We start from the raw sequence: 18,121 nt of genomic DNA on the forward strand, positions 1-18,121 counted from the left end.
TGGGTCCGGCCGCCCGGCGCCCCCCCCCGCCCCCCCCCCCCGGCCCCCCCCCCCCCCCCCCCCCCCCCCCCCCCCCCGCCCGAAGGGCGACACAGCACTGCAATGAGCGTGCGTTTCCGGCCTGCGGCCGCCCCCTCACCCTAACCCTCTCCCCAGAGGGGAGAGGGAATTTAGGAAGGGCGTCGCCTTACCGCGCGGCGATCACCTGGATCTCGACCAGCAGGTCGGGGTTGGCGAGCTTTGCCTCCACGGTGGCGCGGGCGGGGGCGTTGGCGCGGTCGACCCAGGCGTCCCAGGCGGCGTTCATCTTCGCGAACGCGCTCATGTCGGCGAGGTAGACGGTCGCGGTCAGCAGCTTGCTCTTGTCCGTGCCGGCGCGCTCCAGCAGCACGTCGATCTGGCGCAGCACGTCGCGGGTCTGGGCCTCCACGTCGCTGGTCACGCCGCCCATGGCCTCGAAGTCGGCGATCTGGCCGCAGAGGTAGACGGTATCGTTGTGGATGACCATCTCGCTCATCCGCGGGCCGCAATCGAAACGCTGAATCGGCAAGGCTCTCACTCCTGAATGCAAAGGGGATCCGTCAGGCCGCGACCGCGTCGCGGCGGAAGCGCTGGATCCGGAAGGGCTCGATGGGCAGGTCGGTCTGCCCCTGCGTTATTAGGTCGGCGGTGATCCGCCCGACAATGGGGCCGAGCTGGAAACCGTGCGCGGAGAAGCCGAAGGCGTGGTACACGCCCTCCTCCGTGCCGCTGGGGCCGATCACCGGGATGTCGTCGGGCATGCGCGCCTCGATCCCCGCCCAGGCGCGGACGATGGTCGCGCTGCGCATGACCGGGAACAGGTCCCACACCGTGCGGGCGTTGGTCCGGATCTGGGCGAAGTCCAGGTCGGTCCGGTTCTCGTCGCGGTAGGCGCGGCCCAGCAGCCCGCCGCCGATCAGCACCGTCCCGTTCGGGAACTGCTTGAAGGACAGCGTCCGTCCCGTGGCCCCGACCACCGGCTTGATGAAGGGCGGCACGCGCGCGGTGATCATCAGCATGGGCGCGATAGCCTCCAGCGGCACCGGCTCCCCCAGTTGGGCGGCGATGCGGTCGGCCCAGGCGCCCGCGCAGTTGACGAGGATCGGTGCGGCGTGGCGTGCCCCGTCCGACGTCTCGACCGCCCAATTTTTGCCGTCGCGGGCGATCTTGGTGACCGTCACCCCTTCCACGAAGCGCGCGCCCAGGCTCTCCGCCTTGCGCTTGAAGGCGAAGGTGGTGCGGTAGGGGATGGCCGCGCCGTCCCGGCGGGAGACCAGCGCGCCGACGCAGTGCTCCGCGATGGCCGGGACGAGGCGGCGCAGCTCCGCCTGGTCCACCACCTCCTCGTGCGTGAAGCCCAGCGCGCGGAGCTGGTCGGCGCGGGCTTGGCAAATCGCCAGCTCCGCCTCCGTCTCCGCGACCTTGACCTGGCCGTGGCTTTCGAAGCCGCAGTCGTCGTCCACGAGGTCCCGGATGCCGTGCCACAGCGCCATGGAGGCGACGGTCAGCGGCACCTCCGCCACATGGCGGCCGAGCTGGCGCACGCCGCCCGCGTTCACGCCGGAGGCGTGGCGGCCGATGTGGTCCTTCTCCAGCACCAGCACCTTCACCCCGCGAAGGCTGAGGTGCAGGGCGGCGGAGCAGCCGTGCAGGCCGCCGCCGATGACGATGACATCCGGGCTCGACATAGGGCGCCTGTCCTCAGTGGTGCATCACGGCGGCGATCTCGTCCTCGGCCTTGGGCAGGGAGGCGAGTTCGGCCAGCGTGATCGGCTTCACCGGCGGGCGCAGGCGGTAGTAGCCGACCTCGGCCGGAGAGACGCCGCGGGCGTCGGCGATCACCTCCACCACCGTCGGGCCGCAGAGGCGCCCCTGGCAGGGGCCCATGCCGCAGCGCAGGAAGGACTTGGTCTGATTCGGACCGCTGACTCCCAGCTTCACCGCGTCGCGGACCTGTTTGGCGGTCACCTCCTCGCAGCGGCAGACGATGGTCTCGTCCTGCGGCACACGGAAGTCCTTGGCCGGGCTGTAGAGCGTGTCGAGGAATTCGCGCCCGCGCTGCGCCTTGTCCAGCGCCTCCCGGTGCGGGGCGGCGTCGCGGTCGCGCGTCGCGCGGTCGAGAACGCCGAGGCGGTGCAGCGCATCCAGCGCCGCCAGACGGCCGCGATGCTCCGCCGCCAGCGCGCCGCCGATGCCGGCGCCGTCGCCGGCGATGGACACGCCCTCCACCGAGGTGGCGCCCCAGGCGTCCACGGTGGGGACCCAGCAGCGCTGCGCCTCGTCCCAGTTCTGGGCGCAGCCGGTGGCGTTGGCGAGGTTGATGTTGGGGATCACGCCATGATGCAGCAGCAGCGTGTCGGCCGGAAGGCGCTGCTCCGCCCCGTCGCCCTGGCGGTAGAGGACGGACTGCACGCGCCCATCGCCCTCGGCCTTCAGGCTGGTGACGTTGCCGATCACCTTGACCTTGCGGCGGACCTCCAGCAGCAGCTTCAGGCCCTTGGCCACATAGCCGGAGCGCGCGAAGGCGCCCATGTGCGGCATGGCCTGACGCCAGTTCTCCCGCGGGGTGGTGTCGAGGATCACGTCGATCCGCGCACCGGCACGCAGATACTGCCAGGCCAGCAGCCACAGGAGCGGCCCCGTCCCGGCCAGCACCACGTTGCCCGAGGCGACGAGGCCGGAGGTCTTCAGCAGGATCTGCGCGGCCCCCGCGCCCATCACGCCCGGCAGCGTCCAGCCCGGAATCGGGAAGGGGCGCTCGATGGCGCCGGTCGCCAGGATGATGTGGCGGGCCGGCAGCACGCGCGCCGCACCGTCGCGCGACAGGCCGATGTCCAGGCTGCGCGAGACGCTCCACACCGTGGAACCGGGCGCGTAGTCGGCGCCGCTGTCGCGGAACGGCCCGACGAGGTCGGCGCCGTGCCAGTAGTCGGAGCCCAGCACGCTGGGGTTCTTCACCGGCGTCTGCGTGACGGCGCGGTAGATCTGGCCGCCGGGGGCGCGCTGCTCGTCCAGCAGCACCGTGGACAGGCCGCGCTGGGCGGCGAGCGTCGCGGCGGCAAGGCCGGCCGGGCCGGCACCGATCACGGCGAGGTCATAGCGAGGCTTCAGGTCACTCACCGTTCGATCTCCCGCTTGCCGTTCTGGGTCTCGACCCGCATGCCGGGGCGCACCCGCACCAGACAGCCCTGCTGGTTGCCGACGTCGTCGATGGTCACCAGGCAGTCGAAGCACACGCCCATCATGCAATAGGGCGCGCGCGGGGCGCCGGACACCGGGGTGGCCCGGCAGGTCTGCACGCCATTGGCGATCAGCGCCGCGGCGACGCTGTCGCCCGACAACGCCTCGGCCGCGCGGCCGTCGATGGTGAAGGACACGCGCTCTCCGGACGCGTTAGGCAGCCGCTGGAACATGGAACCTCCGGGCGCTGAAAGCCGTGAACTCGTCCGGCAGGCCGCCGGCCGCGATGTGCGGGGCCAGCGCCAGCGCGTGGTTGGCGGCGAGCGTCACGCCGCTGTGGCAGGTGGCGACGAAGGCGCCGGGCATGCTGGTGGACTGCTCGTAGATCGGGAAGCCGTCCGGCGTCAGCACGCGCAGCGCCGCCCAGGTCCGCACCACGTTCAGCTTGCCCAGCAACGGGAAGATGCGGATGGCGCGGTCGGCGATGGTGGAGGTGACGCCGTTGCGCACCGTGGTGTCGAGCCCGACGTCCTCAAAAGAGTCGCCGATCATCACCCCGCCCTCGTCGGTCTGGCGGATGAAGCCGACCGGGAACTTCAGGAAGGGGGCGGTCTTCTCCGTCACGATGATGTGGCCGCGCTCCGGCCGCACGGGGGCGTCCAGCCCGACCATCGGCGCCAGCCGGCGGCCGTCGTGCCCGGCGGCGATCACCACCTTGCCCGACCGCACCTCGCCCGAGGCCGTGACCATGCGGAAGCCGCCCTCACGCTGCTCGATCCGCTCCACGCGGTGGTTCGGCAGGTAGGCGACGCCGCTGAGGCTGATGCCGGTGTGCAGCGCGCGCAGCAGCTTCAGCGAGTTGCAATGGCCGTCCAACGGGCAATAGCTCGCCCCGACCACGTCCTTACCGATGAAGGGCATCTCCTTCGCCACGGCGGCGCGGTCCATCATCTCGTAGTCGTAGCGGACGACGTTCGGCTGGTTGTGCAGGCGCTTCAGCTGGTTGGCGCGGTGCTCCATCTCCGCCTCCGACAGGAGGGGGAGGAAGCCGCCGGGCCGTTCGTAGCAGACGTCGATGCCGGTCTGCTCGCGCAGCTGGGCGGAAAAGCCGGTCCAGTTGTCGGCGGACCGCTTGGTCCAGCCGGCGTATTCCGGCAGCCCCAGCCCCTTGCCCTGCACCCAGACGAGCGCGAAGTTGCCGCGCGACGGGCGGACGGCGATGTCCCCCTCGTCCAGGATCGCCACCTTCTGCCCGTGCTGGGCGAGGCCCCAGGCGATGGCCGATCCGACCAGCCCGCCGCCGATCACCGCGACGTCGTAGTCGGACCTCGTTGTTTGGGTCATGGTGAAGGTCACTCCTGTCCGCGGCCGACCAGCAGCCGCTCAAGCCCGTAGAGCCGATCCAGCACCAGCATCGCGCCCACCGTCATGAAGATCAGCGCGGCGGAAACCGCAGCCACCAGCGGGTCGATGTTGTCCTGGATGTAGAGGAAGAGGCGGACCGGCAGGGTCGTCGTTTCCGGCGAGGCGATGAAGACGGTCATCGTCACCTCGTCGAAGCTGTTGATGAAGGCCAGCACCCAGCCGCTCGCCACGCCCGGCAGGATCAGCGGCAGCGTCACGCGCCGGAAGGTCGTCCAGGAGGTGGCGCCGAGCGAGGCCGCCGCGTTCTCGATGGACCGGTCCATACCGGTGGAGGCCGCCAGGATCAGCCGCAGCGCGAAGGGAAGGATGATGACCACGTGGCTCAGCACCAGCCCGGCGAAGGTGCCGCCAAGGCCGATCTGCGTGAAGAAGCGCAGGAAGGCGATGCCCAGCACGATGTGCGGCACCATCAGCGGCGACAGGAACAGCGCCGTGATCGCCTCCCGCCCCGGGAACTGGTGGCGGGCGATGGCGAGTGCCGCCGGGATGGAGAAGCCGACCGCCAGCGTGGAGCTGATGGCCCCCAGCACGAGGCTGTCGCGGAAGGCGCGCACGAATTCCGGGTTGTCGGCGATGGCCTTGAACCAGCGCAGCGATAGACCTTCCGTCGGCAGCGACAGGTAGCCCTGCGAGGTGAAGGCGACCACGCAGACGATCAGGATCGGCGCCAGCAGGAAGCCCAGGAACAGTGTGTGGAAGATCAGCGCGATGGGGCCGTTGCGGTTCATTCGAACACCTGCTTGTAGCGACGCTCGATCAGCCGGTTGCAGCCGACGATGATGACCACGTTGGCGATCAGCAGCAGGATCGCGACCGCGGCACCGAGAGGCCAGTTGAGCGTGTTCAGGAACTCGTCGTAGGCCAGCGTCGCCGCGACCTTCAGGCGCCGCCCGCCGATGATGGCCGGGGTGGCGAAGGCGCTGGCGGCCAGCGCGAAGACGATGATGGAACCGGACAGGATGCCCGGCACGACCTGCGGCAGCACCACGCGGCGCAGCACCGTGAAGGGCTTGGCGCCCAGCGACAGGGCCGCGTTCTCCACCTGCGGGTCGAGCCTTTGAAGGGAGGCCCACACCGACAGCACCATGAAGGGCACCAGCACGTGGGTCAGCGCGATGACCACGCCGGTTTCCGTGTACATGAACTCGATGGGCGTCGCGATCAGCCCGATGCCCATCAGCGCCGTGTTGATGATGCCGGTGGAGCCGAACAGCAGCGCCCAGCCCAGCGTGCGCGACACCACCGAGATCAGCAGCGGACCCAGCACGACCAGCAGGCAGAGGCCGCGCCACGGCGACTTCATGCGGCGCAGGACGTAGGCCTCCGGCGCGCCGAGCACGGCGCAGAGCAACGTCACCAGCACGGCGATGCGGAAGGTCCGCAGGAAGATCTCGTGGAAATAGTCGTCGGTGACGATGTCGGTGTAGTTGCCGAGCTGCCAGACGTCCTGGATGCCGGTGTAGAAGCCGAAGCTGTTCAGCGACAGCAGAAGCGTCATCGCCAGCGGCACGACCAGCAGCACCGCGTAGAGCGCCAGCGCCGGCAGGCTGAGGAGGTAGGGCGCCCAATTTCGGCGCTCCGGCTTGTCGGGCGGCGGTGCGGCGGTATCGGCCGCCGGGTCCATGCTGAGGGCGTTCTGGCTGTCCACGGCGGTCATGCCCCACCCGCCGTGCCGGCCATCACCCGCATGTCCTCCGCGCGCCAGCCGACCGTCACCCGCTCGTTCTCGGCGGGGAGGATCTGGCCGTCGTGCTGGCGGATGACCGTCAGGGGGCCGGCGTCGGTCTGGATCTCGAACAGCCACTGCGTGCCCTGGAAGACCCGCGCCCGGACGAAGCCCGGCACGCCGGCACCGTCAACAAACGTCACCTTCTCCGGCCGGACGGTCAGCACGCCGGGGCCGGCGGGCAGCTCCGCCGCGACCGGCCAGGCGGTGCCGGCCACGTCGATGCGGCAGCCGCCGCCATCCTGGCGCAGCGTGCCCTGGAGCAGGTTGGTGCGGCCGAGGAAGTTGGCGACGAAGGCGCTGGCCGGGTTGTCATAGGCATCCTGCGGGGCGGCGACCTGCTCCACCTTGCCCTTGTTCATGATCACCACGCGGTCGGACAGGGCCATGGCCTCCGCCTGGTCGTGGGTGACGAGGATCATGGTGGTGCCGACGGTGCGCTGGATGCGCCGCAGCTCGATCTGCATCTCCTCGCGCATCTTGGCGTCGAGGTTGGACAGCGGCTCGTCGAGCAGGAGCAGGCTCGGCTTGATGACCAGAGCGCGGGCGAGCGCCACGCGCTGCTGCTGGCCGCCGGACATGCGCCGCGGGTAGCGGTCGCCGAAGGCGCCCAGACCCACCAGCTGCAAGGCGTCCTTGACCATCCGGTCGCGGTCGGCGCGGGGGATGCTGCGCATCTCCAGCCCGAAGGCGACGTTTTCCGCCGCGGTCATGTGCGGGAAAAGCGCGTAGCTCTGGAAGACGATGCCGAGGCCGCGCTCGTTCGGCTTCTTGGCCAAGAGGTCGGCGCCGTCCAGCGTGACGCGCCCGCCGCTGGGGTCGAGGAAGCCGGCGATCATCTGCAAGGTCGTGGTCTTGCCGCAGCCCGACGGCCCGAGCAGGGAGATCAGCTCCCCCTTCTCCACCGTCAGCGACAGGTTGTCCACGGCCAGCCACTGGCCGAACCGCTTGGTCAGCTTGTCCAGGACAAGGTAAGGCATGGTTCCGTCTCCGCCTCTGGCCCTTCTCCCCTTGTGGGAGAAGGGTTGGGATGAGGGGTCGTTACGCCCGGCAGGGCGGAAAAAAACCGAAGTTCGCCAATTGCCGACGTTTCACCCTCACCCCAACCCCTCTCCCATCAAGGGAGAGGGGCTTTCGAAAAATGCGCGTCAGCGCTCGATTTCGCGGGTCCAGCGCTTGTTCCAGGCCTCGCGGTTGGCGTTGATGGTGTCCCAATCCACGACCAGCAGCTTGCCCATCTGCTCCGGCCCGTAGGGGATGCCGGTCTGCTGCTCGGGCGAGAGGGTCACCTTCTTGTTCACCGGGCCGAAGCCGGCGCTGACGGCCATGGCGGTCTGCACCTCCGGCGTCAGCATGTGCTGGATGAACTGCTGGGCCTCCGCCGCCTGCTTGCTGCCGGCGATCTGGCAGGCCGCCGAGGCCAGCACGATGCCGCCTTCCTTCGGGTAGACGAAGGCCGCCGGGAAGCCGGTGTCGGCCAGCGCCTTGGCGCGGCCCGAGCCCCAGACGGCGATGTCCGCCTGGCCGCTCTGGAACAGCTCGGTCATCTTGCCCGGCGACGGCTCGTAGGCGAGCACGTTCGGGTTGACCTTGTCCTTGAACTCCTTGAAGCCCGGATCGATGTTCTTCTCGCCGCCGCCGTTCAGCCGCGCCATCATCACCAGCGCGTGCAGGCCGTAGGAGTTGTTGATCGGCGGAACGACCAGCTTCTTCTTGAACTTGGCGTCCTCGATGTCCTTCCAGGAGGACGGGGCCGGCCACTTGTTCTCGTCGAAGACCTTCTTGTTGTAGACGATGCCGGTGCCGACGGCGCCGAAGTTCACCGCCTTGCCCGACGGGATCCGGGCGAGGTCGTACAGGTCGTCGTAGATCGGCGCCTTGGCGAGGTCGGAACAGAAGCCCAGCGCCACGGCCTGGTACATCGGGCCGTCGTCCAGCATGACCACGTCGATCTGCTGGTTGCCCTTCTGCGCCTGGAGCTTGGCGAGGTTGTCGGTGGAGTTGCCGGCGACGTATTCGATCTTCACGCCCGTCTTCTGCTCGAAGGGCGGAATGACGTCCTTGCGCATGGTCTGTTCGAAGGAACCGCCGTAGGCGGCGACGTACAGCGTCTTCTGCTGGGCCTGAGCCGTGCCGCACCACACGGCGGCGGTCGCCATCAAGCCGTAGACCAATGCCCGCATCTGCCCTCTCCTGTTCCGGTTCGTTCGTTGCGTCTGTTCGCCGTGACTCGTTCGTTGCGGCCGTTCGCCGCGGTGCGCACTTTGTCGCACGACCCAGAGCGTTGCGTCCCGACGGCATAATCGTCAAATCGAAATGTTGGGGGTGTCCATGACGAAATGTTATGCTGCAACGCATCCGCAGCATTCCGACCGGCCCTTACGATGCTCAACCCGCGCCAGATCGAAGCCTTCCGCGCCGTCATGCTGACCGGCGGAATCACCGCGGCGGCGGAGCTGCTGAACATCTCGCAGCCCGCGGTCAGCCGCCTGATCGCCGACCTGCAATACGCGCTGAAACTGACCCTGTTCGAACGCCGCGGCTCGCGCATCGCGCCGACCAGCGAGGCGCTGTCGCTGTACCAGGAGGTCGAACGGTCCTTCGTCGGGCTGGAGCGGATCGAGCAGGCGGCCCGCGACCTTCAGGAACGCCGCACAGGCACGCTGCGCATCGGGGCCATGCCGGCGCTCGCCATCGGATTCCTGCCGCGCTTCGTCGCACGCTTCCTGGACCAGCGGCCGCGCGTGGACGTGTCGCTGTGGGGCAGCAGCTCGACCGTCATTCTGGACTGGGTGGCGGCCGGGCAGTGCGAGCTTGGCTTCGTCCAGACGCCGGTGGAGCACACGACGGTGCTGAGCGAGAAGCTGCCGCCCGTCCCCGTGGTCGCCGTCGTGCCAAGCCAGCATCCGCTGGCGGAACGCAGCCACCTGACGCCGGAGGATTTTGCGGGAGAAGCCTTCATTTCCCTCGGCCCATCGACGCTGCTGCGCTACCGCATCGACGCGGTGTTCGCCGACCATGGCGTGACGCGGACGATGCACGTGGAAACGCAGCTGACCATGATCGCCTGCGCGATGGTGGCCTCCGGCGTGGGCGTGGCCATCGTCGATCCCTTCACGGCGGAGGAATACGCCGGGCGCGGCATCGCCATCCGCCCGTTCGTGCCGACGATCAATTTCGAGATGGCCGTGCTGCATTCCGCCCAGCGCTCCCTGTCCACGCTGGCTCAGGATTTCCTGAGCGGGTTCCGCTCGGCCGTCGCCACCTCCGGCCGGAGGGAACGGGGTGCGCACGGCTGACGCGCATTCCAAGTTCCCTCTCCCCTCTGGGGAGAGGGTTAGGGTGAGGGGGTTGCGCTTTTGCCGAATACACCACCACGCACAGCCCCCTCACCCTGCCCTCTCCCCAGAGGGGAGAGGGTTAAGAACGGCCGCGTGCGAGCGCTTTGTCCGTTGACGCGATCAGACCGCTTCCAGCGGGGCGTTCAGCAGGGTGCCCGGCACGATGATGCCGCCGCGCTCCCCCGGCGTGACCGTGCCGAAACGTTCCGCGAAGACGGGCGGCAGCGGGCGCAATCCGGCCGCGAGCCAGAGCCGCAGCAGGTGCCGGCGGCGACGGCGCGCTCCACCTCCGCAACCTCGGCGGCGGTCAGGGGCCTGACCCACGCGCCGTCCGCGGCCATGTCCGGGCCGTACCAGGCGGCTGGCCCGGTGATCTCCGGCGGCAAGTCCTCGGCCGGCGTGGCGTGCGGCATGGGGGCGTCTCCATTCTCGTTCTTGGTTCGTAACGATTGTGCAGTTTAGCACGCGGCACGGCCCGCCCGGCAAAGGCCACTTCCCCCCGACGGGCGGAAAATGTGATGCTGACGCCCGGCGGGGAGGCTTTCGGGACCGTGTGATGAGCGTGGCGAACGTTGTCGGATTGATCGGGGTCGCGGCCTATCTGTCGGCCTACGGCCTGCTGCAACTCGGCCGGCTGAAGGTCGAGGACAGCCGGTACGCGCTGCTCAACGGCGTCGGCGCCGTGGCGATCCTGTATTCGCTGGCGTTCGACTTCAACATGCCGTCCTTCATCACCCAGTCCGCCTGGCTGCTCTTCACGATCGTCGGCTACGCGCGGTCGCGCTCCAAGCCGGCGCAGCCGTAATACAGGGTTCCGCATGTTTCGCCATCTGACCGTCGCCGCCCTGGTCCTGCTCGCCCCGCTCGCGCTTGCCGCGGCGGGGGAGCCGCGTTTCGAACTGCCGATCGACTGCCGCGTCGGGGAGGTCTGCTTCGTCCAGAACTATGTGGACGAGGATCCCGGGCCGGGCTGGCGGGACCACGCCTGCGGGCGGCTGAGCTACGACGGGCACGACGGCACGGACTTCCGCCTGCCCGACTACCGCATGATGGACCGGGGGGTGCCGGTGCTCGCCGCCGCCGCGGGCACCGTGCTGCGCGTGCGCGACGGGATGGAGGACGTGAACGCCAGGATCGTCGGCCGCGACAAAGTGACGAACGTCGGGGCCGGCAACGCCGTCATCATCGACCACGGCGACGGCTGGCAGACCGCCTACCTGCACATGAAGCGCGGCAGCGTCGCCGTGACGCCCGGCCAGCGGGTGGAGAGCGGGCAGAAACTCGGCCTCGTCGGGCTGTCGGGGCTGACGGAGTTCCCGCACGTCCATTTCGGCGTGCGCCACAACGGCAAGGTGGTCGATCCCTTCGTCGGGGAGGAACCGCCCGCCGCCTGCGGCCAGCCCGGCCATGCGCTGTGGAGCGCCGCGGCGGCCAAGGATCTTGCCTACAAGCCCACGGCGGGGCTCGGCGCCGGCTTCGCGGTCCGCATCCCGGAGGACGAGGCCGCGCGCCATGGCGAGTACGACGCCGACCGGTTGACCGCCGACGCCCCGCTTCTGGTGATGTGGTCGGACATCATGGGTGCCAAGGCCGGCGACAGCCAGCGCGTGCGGATCGAGGCGGCGGACGGCCGCGTGCTGTTCGAGCACACGACCGCGCTGACCGGCGACAAGGCGGCCTGGTTCGGCTACCAGGGGCTGAAGCGCCCGGCCGGCGGCTGGCCCCGGGGGCCCTACCGCGGCACCGTCACGCTGATCCGCGGCGGCGAAGCGGTGGTCACCCTGGAGCGCAGCATCGCGCCATAGGACGTTTACAGGCTTGCGCGGCGCGCCCGCCACTGCTCGCGCGTCTGGCCCCAGATCTCGATGGGCGCGGCCTCGAAGGGCGCCGGAAGGCGGCCGGGGCCGCGCAGGTCCGACCCGAGCCGGCGCGCCACGGCCTGCGACGGGGCGTTGTCCGGGTCGATGGAGTGGATGACCTCCGTCCAGCCCAGCACGTCGAAGGCCCAGTCGATGGCCGCGGCGGCGCCCTCGGTCGCGTAGCCCTTGCCCCAGGAATCCCGCGACAGGCCCCAGCCGATCTCCGGCCCCGGCCAGCCCTCGGGCATCCAGGGGCCGAGGCGGCCGACCCAGCGCCCGGTCGCCTTCTCGATGACCGAGAACATGCCGAAGCCCTGCATCGACCAGGCGCCGGCCATGGTCAGGAAATCCCGCCACGCCTGGGAGCGCGCCTGCGGGCCGCCGACGAAGCGGGTGGCCTCCGGGTCGGACCGCCAGGCGGCCCAGCCCTCGAAATCCTCCGCGCGCGTGGGACGGAGGACCAGCCGCGCGGTTTCCAGCACCGGTTCCGCCATGGTCCCAAGCAGAGTCTGGGGCATGGTCCGGGGCCTTACCCGACCAGGGCCGACTTGACGAGCACGGCGGCGCTTTCCGTGGAATCGCGCTTGTCCAGCTTCTTCGCGACTTCCTCGATATCGGCCAGCGGCATGACGCGGCGGGCCCGCTTGGCGACGTCGGTCAGCCGGCGCTGCGCCAGCCGGACGCGGTCGCCCAGCTCGGTCAGCGCCTGGTAGGCCTTGCGGCGGGCGGCGGTGTCGATGCTGCCGCTCGTCTCGGTCGCGCGTTCCGTCGCGGCCGCCAGCTCCTTGCACGCCTGCAGGTACGCGGTGATGGCCTCGGTGATCTGGCGGCGGGCTTCGGACTTGGGGTCGATGGGGGTGCTGCTCGACGCGGACACGGACACTGGACTCGGCTCCTGGCTGTTGCTTGTGCAATTTCCTAAAGACAGTCGGCGAAAATGGGAAGTCTGCAGCCATATGTCGAGCGTCATTGATCGGCAGGACAGTCGCGCGGGCCGCATGGCTGGCTGTTCGGGGAAGGGCAGCGCGCCGGCCGACACCGGGGCGCTTGGAACGGTGCCGCCGTCCGCCATGTTGATTGGGCCAGGTTTTTGGAACACCCGCCGCCGGGCCGAGAGACACGAGGATCACCATGCCCAACACCCAGCATTTCGCCCCGCCGGGCCCGCTCGGCTTCGGGGGCGCGCCCCTCGGCAACATGTTCGAGGAGGTGCCGGACGACGTCGCGGAGGCGACACTGGTCGCCGCCTGGGACGCCGGCATCCGCTATTTCGACACGGCCCCCGAATACGGCCCCGGCATCTCCGAGCACCGTTTCGGGCATGTCCTGCGGAACTATCCGCGGGATGAGTTCGTGCTGTCCACCAAGGTCGGCCGGCTGCTGCGCGCCGACGCCAGCAAGGGCGGCAAGCACGGTCCCTTCGTGAAGGGCCTGCCCTTCCGCGTCGACTACGACTACACCGCCGACGGCGTCCGCCGCTCCATCGAGGACAGTTTGCAGCGGCTGGGCATGGCGCGGATCGACATCGCCTACATCCACGACTGCGCGGAGGACGCGCACGGCGACCGCTGGCTGGAGGTGTTCGACACCGCCATGAAGGGCGCCGCCGTCGCCCTGACCAAGCTGCGCGAGGAGGGGGTGATCCGCGCCTGGGGCCTGGGCGTGAACCGGGTGGAGCCCTGCGTGATGGCGCTGGAGCGGGCGGATCCGGACGTCTTCCTGCTCGCCGGGCGATACAGCCTGCTGAACCAGCCGGCGCTGGACGAACTGTTCCCCCGCTGCCAGGAACGCGGCGTGCACGTCGTGGTGGGCGGCCCCTACAACTCCGGCATCATCGCCGGGGGGAAGAACTTCGAATACCAGGAGGCGTCGCCCGACAAGGTCGCGGCCCGCGACCGGCTGGCGGAGATCGCGAACCGGCACGGCGTGGACCTGCGCGCGGCGGCGCTCCAGTTCTGCGCGGCGCACCCGGTGGTGGCCTCGGTCATTCCCGGCACGAAGAACCCGCCGCGCGTGCAGGAGAACGTGCGCCTGATGAACGCGCCGATCCCCGCCGCCTTCTGGCAGGAGCTGAAGCAATCCGGCATCCTGCCGCAACAGGCGCCGACGCCGGCGTGACCCTGACCAGACCGGCGAGCCTCAGATCGGCGTCACCGAGTGCGGGTCGAAGGACGGAAAGGCCGGGTCGGCGCTGCCGATCCGGGTTACATGCGACCCGCCGGCGTCGACCGAGAACAGCACGCGGTCCTGGTTCAGGTCGGTTGCGCTGAAGAACAGCCTGTTGTCGACCACGCTGAGGTCGGAAGGCGAGGACCAGCCGTCGTTGGAGGCGACGTCCCTGACCCTGTGGGTGCCGGCGGCGGTGCCGTCGCTCATCCACAGGTCCGGGGTGCCATGCCCTTCCGCCGCCGTGAAGAACAGCTCCTTCCCGAGCGCGGTCAGGTCCCCGACCCCGGAACTCTCGCTGCCCGGCGTGATGTCCTTCACGAGGTGCGTGCCGTCCGTGGTGCCGTCGGAGAACCACAGCTCCCGCCCATGCACGCCGTCGTTGGCGGTGAAGAACAGGTCCTTGCCGGCGGCGGTCAGGTTGTTCGGGTTCGTTTCCGGCAGGGCGGCGAAGGACTTCACCGTCTGCGTGCCCTCCGGCGTGCCGTCCGACTTCCACAGCGCGAAGCCTGTGTTGAAGAACAGCGTGTTTCCGGCGGCTTCCAGGTTGGTGAAGAATCCGCTGTGCGGGTCGTCGTACAGGTCGTTCTTCAGCAGGACGGTGCCCTGCGGCGTGCCGTCGGTCTTCCACAGGCCGATGTTCAGACCGCCCTGCCGCGAGGTCAGGAACAGGTCCTTGCCGACGGCGGTCAGGTGCTGCGGCGCCTGGCTGTAGGGCGTCGGCGGGTCGAAGCCGCCGGGGATGAAGTCCTTGACCAGCGTGGTGCCGGATGCCGTGCCGTTGGTCTTCCACAGCGCCACCCCGTGGGTGCCGTCGTTGGCGCTGAAATACAGATCGCGCCCCACCGCCGTCAGCTCGGTCGGGAAGGCGCTGGCCCCGCCGGGCCGGAGGTCGGTGACCATCCGCGTCCCGGCGGCGGTGCCGTCGCTCGTCCACAGCTCGGTCCCGTGCGTGCCGTCGTCGGCGGTGAAGTAGAGCCTGCGGCCGACCGCGGTCAGCTGGCCGGGATCATAATAGGCGCCGGGCGGCTGGATGTCCTTGACCAGCGACGTGCCGGACCGCGTGCCGTCGGTCTTCCACAGCTCCACCCCATGCGTGCTGTCGTCGGCCGTGAAGAAGACGGACTTCCCGACCTCCGTCAGCTCCTGCGGGTCCGAGGAGTCCGATCCCGGCGCGATGTCCTTCACCCGGCGCGCGGAGCGGCCGTCGGTCGCCCAGATCTCCCGGCCATGGGCGGAGTCCCATCCGGTGAACACCGCCCGGACGTGCGCCGGGTTGGCCGACCTGGCTTCGAAGCAGCGGGCGCTGTCTTTTGTCCTGCTGGGAGTGTGCTGGCGGTCCATCGGTTCCTCCTCCGCGGCGGGCCAGCATGGCGCCGGAGGGCACGCGCGAACTTGATCTGGTTTAATGCGGCAGTCCGCCATGGGTCGAAAATCGCAGGGAGCAGCGCCCACTTCCGACAGCCGCGAGAGTGCCATGAACACCGAGACCGCCGCACACACACTCGTCGAACGCCCGGCCGTGACCAAGGACGCGATCGCCGGCCTTGTGGACTCGCTGGCCAAGTCCGCGGCCCAGGACGGCACGGACGGCGTGATCCTGGCGGCCTACCTGCGGCACCTGTACGGCGGCCCCGATCCGGAGCTGATCCACGAGATCGGCCGGCGGCATCTGGACGCCTTGAACAAGGGCCTGCGGGCGCGCGGCCTGCCCGCCGTCAGCTGCGACGAGCACTGCTTCCGCTTCCTGACCTGAGCCGGCTGACCTGAACCGGGCGTCAGGCGACCGCAGACGCGCCGATGTTGGAACCGGGGTCGGGGCCGATATCGGGATCCAGTTGCGCGATCCGGGCCAGGCGGCCGGGGTCGAGCAGCACCAGATCCCCCTTGCGGAATTCCAGGAGGCGCTCCGCCTTCAGCTGCTTCAGCGTTCGGCAGACGTGGACGGGGGTCAGCCCCGTCGCGTCGGCGATGTGGATCTGGCTGAGCGGCAGGTGCAGGACCGTGTCGGCCCTTTGCCGGTTCCCGTCCGTCCGGCCGTCCCGGTGCGACGTGATGCGCCGGTGCAGGTCGAGCAGGAGGTTGGCGACCCGCCCCAAGGCCGCCTGCTGCCCCAGCGCGCCGACGTGGTTCCAGGCGGCCAGGGCCTCGCGCGTCACGATCGACGCGAAGTTCATGGCAAGCCGGGGGGACTCCGCGCAGACCCGGTAGAACACCGCCCGCTTGATGGCGCAGACCGTCATGTCGGTGATGGCGTCGGCGCTGTAGGCCATGCCGGCGTCCCCGGACCCCTCGAACCCGATCAGGTCGCCGGGCATGGCGAAGCGGATGATCTGCCGCCGCCCGTCCTCGAACAGCTTGTAGATCACCGCCCAGCCCGACTGCACGATCAGGATGTGGTCGAACGGCTCGCCCTGGTGGAACAGCGGGACCCCGGCCTTCCGGGCGCTCGTCCGCGCGCCATGCGGAAACAGGCGGTCGATGTCGTGCCGGTCGACGCGACGGCACACGCTGACGTCGTGGACCGGGCATTGGCCGCAGGACAGCCAGTGCACGGGCGCCGGCCCGAAATCGGGTGCCAACCCGAGATCAGGTGTCCGATCCGACCGTGCGATGCGTGCACCGGCTTCATCACGCATGATGAGCCTCCCAGCAGGGGCAGCATTCGCGACAGGCTTGGCCCGAAAGCCAAAAACCACTGCGAATGAAGGAAATGCTAGGCCGGCGCGGTCGCCCCCGTCCATTCTTCGTACGGGGTAGACCTGGGATATGACATCAGTAACGAATGCGCGGATTGTCTTTCACCAACCGCGTCAAGGCCCCACACCGACTTGCCAGGGCTCCGGCGCCGGCTCCATCAGGGGGCCGGCGACGCCGCCCAGCGACAGGGCGTGCAGGGAGTTGCGCGCGAAGCCGCAAGCCCCCGCGGGCACCGCCGCGACGTCCGGCCGGAAGGCGTAGGGGCGCGGCGCCTCGCGCGTCGCGGCGGTGTCCACCGTCGTGATGGGATAGCCGATCCGGGCCGGCGCGCTCTCTTCCGCCCACACCCACAGGACGCGGGGATCGCTGCGGAACTCGCTGAGCACGGTGGCCAGCGTGGAGCGGCATTCGGCGGGGTCGAGGTTGTGCACGCCCTGGTCGACGACGTCGGTGGCCGCCACCGGGCTCGCCGCGGCGAGCGACCACCAGCCGGCCATGACGAGGCCGGAGACGACCACGCCGGCCGCGGCGGTGGCGGTCAGAAAGTTCAAGTCCTGCCCGGCGTCGTCCCACCGGTTCGATCCGTCCTGCATGCTGATCCCTCGCCTGCGCACCGGCGGCTTTCACGCCCTTCGGCCAAACGGCCGACAAGCCCACGGCGCTGCGTTCCGGGGCACCCGCCCCATCGTCCAAGCCCATCGTCCAGACCTGGAAAATTTATGCTGCAACGCACAAAAGCACACCCTTGGACTCCGGTGGGGAGCCGTGCGGTGAGCGCATGGCCATGGAGTTAGGCGTGGAGTTGGGCGTGCCGTTGGCCATGACGCTGGACATGGGCGATGAAGGCGCGCAGCCCCGCCGACGGAAGGCGCTGGCGCGGGTAGTAGAGGCACAGCCCCGGAAAGGGCGGGGTCCAGTCCGCCAGCACGCGCACCAGCCGCCCGGCCGCGAGGTCCGCGCGCGCCGCGCGCTCGGTGACGTAGGCCAGCCCCGCGCCGGCCAGGGCGGCGCGCAGACTCAGCTCGTGACTGCCGAGCGTCAGGCGGCCGGGCGGGTCGATGCGGATTTCCTCCCCCTGGCGTTCGAATTCCCAGCGGTGGATGGCGCCGCTCGGCATGCGGGTGCGGATGCAGTCGTGGGCGAACAGGTCGGCCGGCACCCGCGGCGGCGGGCGCGTCGCGAAGCACTCGGGCGCGGCCACGACGGCGAACGCCTCCGGCATGTTCAGCGGAACCGCCACCATGTCCTGCGGCACCGCCTCCGCCAGGCGCAGCCCGGCGTCGAACCCGGCCTCGACGATGTCGACCATCCGGCCCTCGCTGACCAGGTCCACGCGCATGTCCGGATAGGTGGCCATGAAGTCCAGCACGATGGGCAGCACCCGCTCCGCCCCGCCCTCCGACGTGTTCAGGCGCAGCAGGCCGGCCGGCGTGTCGCGGAAGCGGTTGACCGTCTCCACCGCGTCGGCAATCTCCCGCATCGCCGGGCGGACGCGCGCCAGGAAATTCTCCCCCGCCTCGGTCAGGGAGACGCTGCGGGTCGTGCGGTTGAACAGCCGCACGCCGAGCCGCCGCTCCAGCCCGGCGACGGCGTGGCTGAGGGCGGAGGGCGACATGCCCAACTCCGCCGCGGCGGCGCGGAAGCTGCGGTGGGCCGCCACCGCGGACAGCGCCTTCAGATCCCCCAGGCTCAGGTCGGTCATT

General features: G+C 70.0%; 20 protein-coding genes. 5 read left to right on the plus strand and 15 right to left on the minus strand.

Annotated features, from left to right (window positions below):
- Nucleotides 1-187: 187 nt before the first annotated feature.
- The 9 genes from J2851_RS33710 to J2851_RS33750 form a co-directional block, all read right to left on the minus strand.
- The gene (locus tag J2851_RS33710; RefSeq protein WP_209772996.1) at nucleotides 188-550 is read right to left on the minus strand and encodes a RidA family protein; all 363 of its coding nucleotides are present in this window, start codon (nucleotides 548-550) and stop codon (nucleotides 188-190) included.
- A gap of 31 nt (nucleotides 551-581) precedes the next feature.
- Entirely contained in the window at nucleotides 582-1,709 is a 1,128-nt protein-coding gene (locus J2851_RS33715; RefSeq protein ID WP_209772998.1) for an NAD(P)/FAD-dependent oxidoreductase, read from the minus strand.
- A 13-nt stretch (nucleotides 1,710-1,722) separates the two neighbouring features.
- Nucleotides 1,723-3,141 (minus strand): FAD/NAD(P)-dependent oxidoreductase, encoded by a 1,419-nt coding sequence (locus tag J2851_RS33720; protein WP_307420892.1) that lies wholly within the window; start codon nucleotides 3,139-3,141, stop codon nucleotides 1,723-1,725.
- On the minus strand, nucleotides 3,138-3,434 hold the full coding sequence (locus J2851_RS33725) for a (2Fe-2S)-binding protein (protein ID WP_209773000.1): 297 nt from the start codon (nucleotides 3,432-3,434) through the stop codon (nucleotides 3,138-3,140). The genes J2851_RS33720 and J2851_RS33725 overlap by 4 nt, the downstream gene beginning before the upstream one ends.
- Nucleotides 3,415-4,545 (minus strand): NAD(P)/FAD-dependent oxidoreductase, encoded by a 1,131-nt coding sequence (locus J2851_RS33730; protein WP_209773010.1) that lies wholly within the window; start codon nucleotides 4,543-4,545, stop codon nucleotides 3,415-3,417. Before J2851_RS33730 ends, J2851_RS33725 begins: the two co-directional genes overlap by 20 nt.
- Before the next feature lie 8 nt (nucleotides 4,546-4,553).
- Nucleotides 4,554-5,354, minus strand: a complete 801-nt coding sequence (locus J2851_RS33735) for an ABC transporter permease (RefSeq protein WP_209773013.1) — start codon at nucleotides 5,352-5,354, stop codon at nucleotides 4,554-4,556.
- The gene (locus tag J2851_RS33740; RefSeq protein ID WP_209773025.1) at nucleotides 5,351-6,283 is read right to left on the minus strand and encodes an ABC transporter permease; all 933 of its coding nucleotides are present in this window, start codon (nucleotides 6,281-6,283) and stop codon (nucleotides 5,351-5,353) included. Before J2851_RS33740 ends, J2851_RS33735 begins: the two co-directional genes overlap by 4 nt.
- Complete coding sequence (locus J2851_RS33745) at nucleotides 6,280-7,332, minus strand: ABC transporter ATP-binding protein (protein ID WP_209773027.1); 1,053 nt, start codon at nucleotides 7,330-7,332, stop codon at nucleotides 6,280-6,282. Before J2851_RS33745 ends, J2851_RS33740 begins: the two co-directional genes overlap by 4 nt.
- A 168-nt stretch (nucleotides 7,333-7,500) precedes the next feature.
- Nucleotides 7,501-8,535, minus strand: a complete 1,035-nt coding sequence (locus tag J2851_RS33750; RefSeq protein WP_209773036.1) for an ABC transporter substrate-binding protein — start codon at nucleotides 8,533-8,535, stop codon at nucleotides 7,501-7,503.
- A gap of 201 nt (nucleotides 8,536-8,736) precedes the next feature.
- On the opposite strand from J2851_RS33750, the gene J2851_RS33755 reads away from it, so the two are divergent.
- The 3 genes from J2851_RS33755 to J2851_RS33765 all read left to right on the plus strand — a co-directional run bounded on the left by J2851_RS33755 (nucleotide 8,737) and on the right by J2851_RS33765 (nucleotide 11,498).
- Entirely contained in the window at nucleotides 8,737-9,651 is a 915-nt protein-coding gene (locus J2851_RS33755) for a LysR substrate-binding domain-containing protein (RefSeq protein WP_209773038.1), read from the plus strand.
- 598 nt (nucleotides 9,652-10,249) lie between these two features.
- A complete protein-coding gene (locus tag J2851_RS33760; protein ID WP_209773040.1) occupies nucleotides 10,250-10,498 on the plus strand; it encodes a CBU_0592 family membrane protein in 249 nt (82 codons plus the stop codon).
- A 13-nt stretch (nucleotides 10,499-10,511) separates the two neighbouring features.
- Complete coding sequence (locus tag J2851_RS33765) at nucleotides 10,512-11,498, plus strand: M23 family metallopeptidase (protein ID WP_209773043.1); 987 nt, start codon at nucleotides 10,512-10,514, stop codon at nucleotides 11,496-11,498.
- 5 nt (nucleotides 11,499-11,503) lie between these two features.
- On the opposite strand, the gene J2851_RS33770 is transcribed toward J2851_RS33765, so the two are convergent.
- Both J2851_RS33770 and J2851_RS33775 read right to left on the minus strand, forming a co-directional pair.
- Nucleotides 11,504-12,070: a GNAT family N-acetyltransferase gene (locus J2851_RS33770; RefSeq protein WP_246501115.1), complete on the minus strand. Its 567-nt coding sequence runs from the start codon at nucleotides 12,068-12,070 to the stop codon at nucleotides 11,504-11,506.
- A gap of 11 nt (nucleotides 12,071-12,081) precedes the next feature.
- Entirely contained in the window at nucleotides 12,082-12,435 is a 354-nt protein-coding gene (locus J2851_RS33775) for a hypothetical protein (protein ID WP_209773045.1), read from the minus strand.
- Between the two features lie 248 nt (nucleotides 12,436-12,683).
- Here J2851_RS33775 and J2851_RS33780 point away from each other — a divergent pair, with 248 nt between their 5' ends.
- Nucleotides 12,684-13,670: an aldo/keto reductase gene (locus J2851_RS33780; RefSeq protein ID WP_209773047.1), complete on the plus strand. Its 987-nt coding sequence runs from the start codon at nucleotides 12,684-12,686 to the stop codon at nucleotides 13,668-13,670.
- A 21-nt stretch (nucleotides 13,671-13,691) separates the two neighbouring features.
- On the opposite strand, the gene J2851_RS33785 is transcribed toward J2851_RS33780, so the two are convergent.
- Entirely contained in the window at nucleotides 13,692-15,062 is a 1,371-nt protein-coding gene (locus tag J2851_RS33785; RefSeq protein ID WP_209773049.1) for an ELWxxDGT repeat protein, read from the minus strand.
- Nucleotides 15,063-15,195: 133 nt separating this feature from the next.
- On the opposite strand from J2851_RS33785, the gene J2851_RS33790 reads away from it, so the two are divergent.
- Nucleotides 15,196-15,474 (plus strand): hypothetical protein, encoded by a 279-nt coding sequence (locus tag J2851_RS33790; RefSeq protein WP_209773051.1) that lies wholly within the window; start codon nucleotides 15,196-15,198, stop codon nucleotides 15,472-15,474.
- A 22-nt stretch (nucleotides 15,475-15,496) separates the two neighbouring features.
- Here the strand turns inward: J2851_RS33790 and J2851_RS33795 are convergent, their stop codons facing one another.
- The 3 genes from J2851_RS33795 to J2851_RS33805 all read right to left on the minus strand — a co-directional run bounded on the left by J2851_RS33795 (nucleotide 15,497) and on the right by J2851_RS33805 (nucleotide 18,120).
- Nucleotides 15,497-16,357 (minus strand): Crp/Fnr family transcriptional regulator, encoded by an 861-nt coding sequence (locus J2851_RS33795; protein ID WP_209773053.1) that lies wholly within the window; start codon nucleotides 16,355-16,357, stop codon nucleotides 15,497-15,499.
- Between the two features lie 174 nt (nucleotides 16,358-16,531).
- On the minus strand, nucleotides 16,532-17,011 hold the full coding sequence (locus tag J2851_RS33800; RefSeq protein ID WP_209773055.1) for a hypothetical protein: 480 nt from the start codon (nucleotides 17,009-17,011) through the stop codon (nucleotides 16,532-16,534).
- 197 nt (nucleotides 17,012-17,208) lie between these two features.
- Nucleotides 17,209-18,120, minus strand: a complete 912-nt coding sequence (locus J2851_RS33805) for a LysR family transcriptional regulator (RefSeq protein WP_209773058.1) — start codon at nucleotides 18,118-18,120, stop codon at nucleotides 17,209-17,211.
- Nucleotide 18,121: the final 1 nt, after the last annotated feature.

The sequence above is a fragment of the Azospirillum rugosum genome, from assembly GCF_017876155.1.
In the GTDB taxonomy this organism is placed as follows: domain Bacteria; phylum Pseudomonadota; class Alphaproteobacteria; order Azospirillales; family Azospirillaceae; genus Azospirillum; species Azospirillum rugosum.

Coding starts and splice junctions, on each gene's coding strand:
- J2851_RS33730 (WP_209773010.1), bottom strand. CDS start 4,545: ATGACCCAAACAACGAGGTCCGACTACGACGTCGCGGTGATCGGCGGC.
- J2851_RS33795 (WP_209773053.1), bottom strand. CDS start 16,357: ATGCGTGATGAAGCCGGTGCACGCATCGCACGGTCGGATCGGACACCT.
- J2851_RS33760 (WP_209773040.1), top strand. CDS start 10,250: ATGAGCGTGGCGAACGTTGTCGGATTGATCGGGGTCGCGGCCTATCTG.
- J2851_RS33740 (WP_209773025.1), bottom strand. CDS start 6,283: ATGACCGCCGTGGACAGCCAGAACGCCCTCAGCATGGACCCGGCGGCC.
- J2851_RS33790 (WP_209773051.1), top strand. CDS start 15,196: ATGAACACCGAGACCGCCGCACACACACTCGTCGAACGCCCGGCCGTG.
- J2851_RS33765 (WP_209773043.1), top strand. CDS start 10,512: ATGTTTCGCCATCTGACCGTCGCCGCCCTGGTCCTGCTCGCCCCGCTC.
- J2851_RS33770 (WP_246501115.1), bottom strand. CDS start 12,070: ATGCCCCAGACTCTGCTTGGGACCATGGCGGAACCGGTGCTGGAAACC.
- J2851_RS33745 (WP_209773027.1), bottom strand. CDS start 7,332: ATGCCTTACCTTGTCCTGGACAAGCTGACCAAGCGGTTCGGCCAGTGG.
- J2851_RS33805 (WP_209773058.1), bottom strand. CDS start 18,120: ATGACCGACCTGAGCCTGGGGGATCTGAAGGCGCTGTCCGCGGTGGCG.
- J2851_RS33715 (WP_209772998.1), bottom strand. CDS start 1,709: ATGTCGAGCCCGGATGTCATCGTCATCGGCGGCGGCCTGCACGGCTGC.
- J2851_RS33800 (WP_209773055.1), bottom strand. CDS start 17,011: ATGCAGGACGGATCGAACCGGTGGGACGACGCCGGGCAGGACTTGAAC.
- J2851_RS33735 (WP_209773013.1), bottom strand. CDS start 5,354: ATGAACCGCAACGGCCCCATCGCGCTGATCTTCCACACACTGTTCCTG.
- J2851_RS33750 (WP_209773036.1), bottom strand. CDS start 8,535: ATGCGGGCATTGGTCTACGGCTTGATGGCGACCGCCGCCGTGTGGTGC.
- J2851_RS33725 (WP_209773000.1), bottom strand. CDS start 3,434: ATGTTCCAGCGGCTGCCTAACGCGTCCGGAGAGCGCGTGTCCTTCACC.
- J2851_RS33755 (WP_209773038.1), top strand. CDS start 8,737: ATGCTCAACCCGCGCCAGATCGAAGCCTTCCGCGCCGTCATGCTGACC.
- J2851_RS33785 (WP_209773049.1), bottom strand. CDS start 15,062: ATGGACCGCCAGCACACTCCCAGCAGGACAAAAGACAGCGCCCGCTGC.
- J2851_RS33780 (WP_209773047.1), top strand. CDS start 12,684: ATGCCCAACACCCAGCATTTCGCCCCGCCGGGCCCGCTCGGCTTCGGG.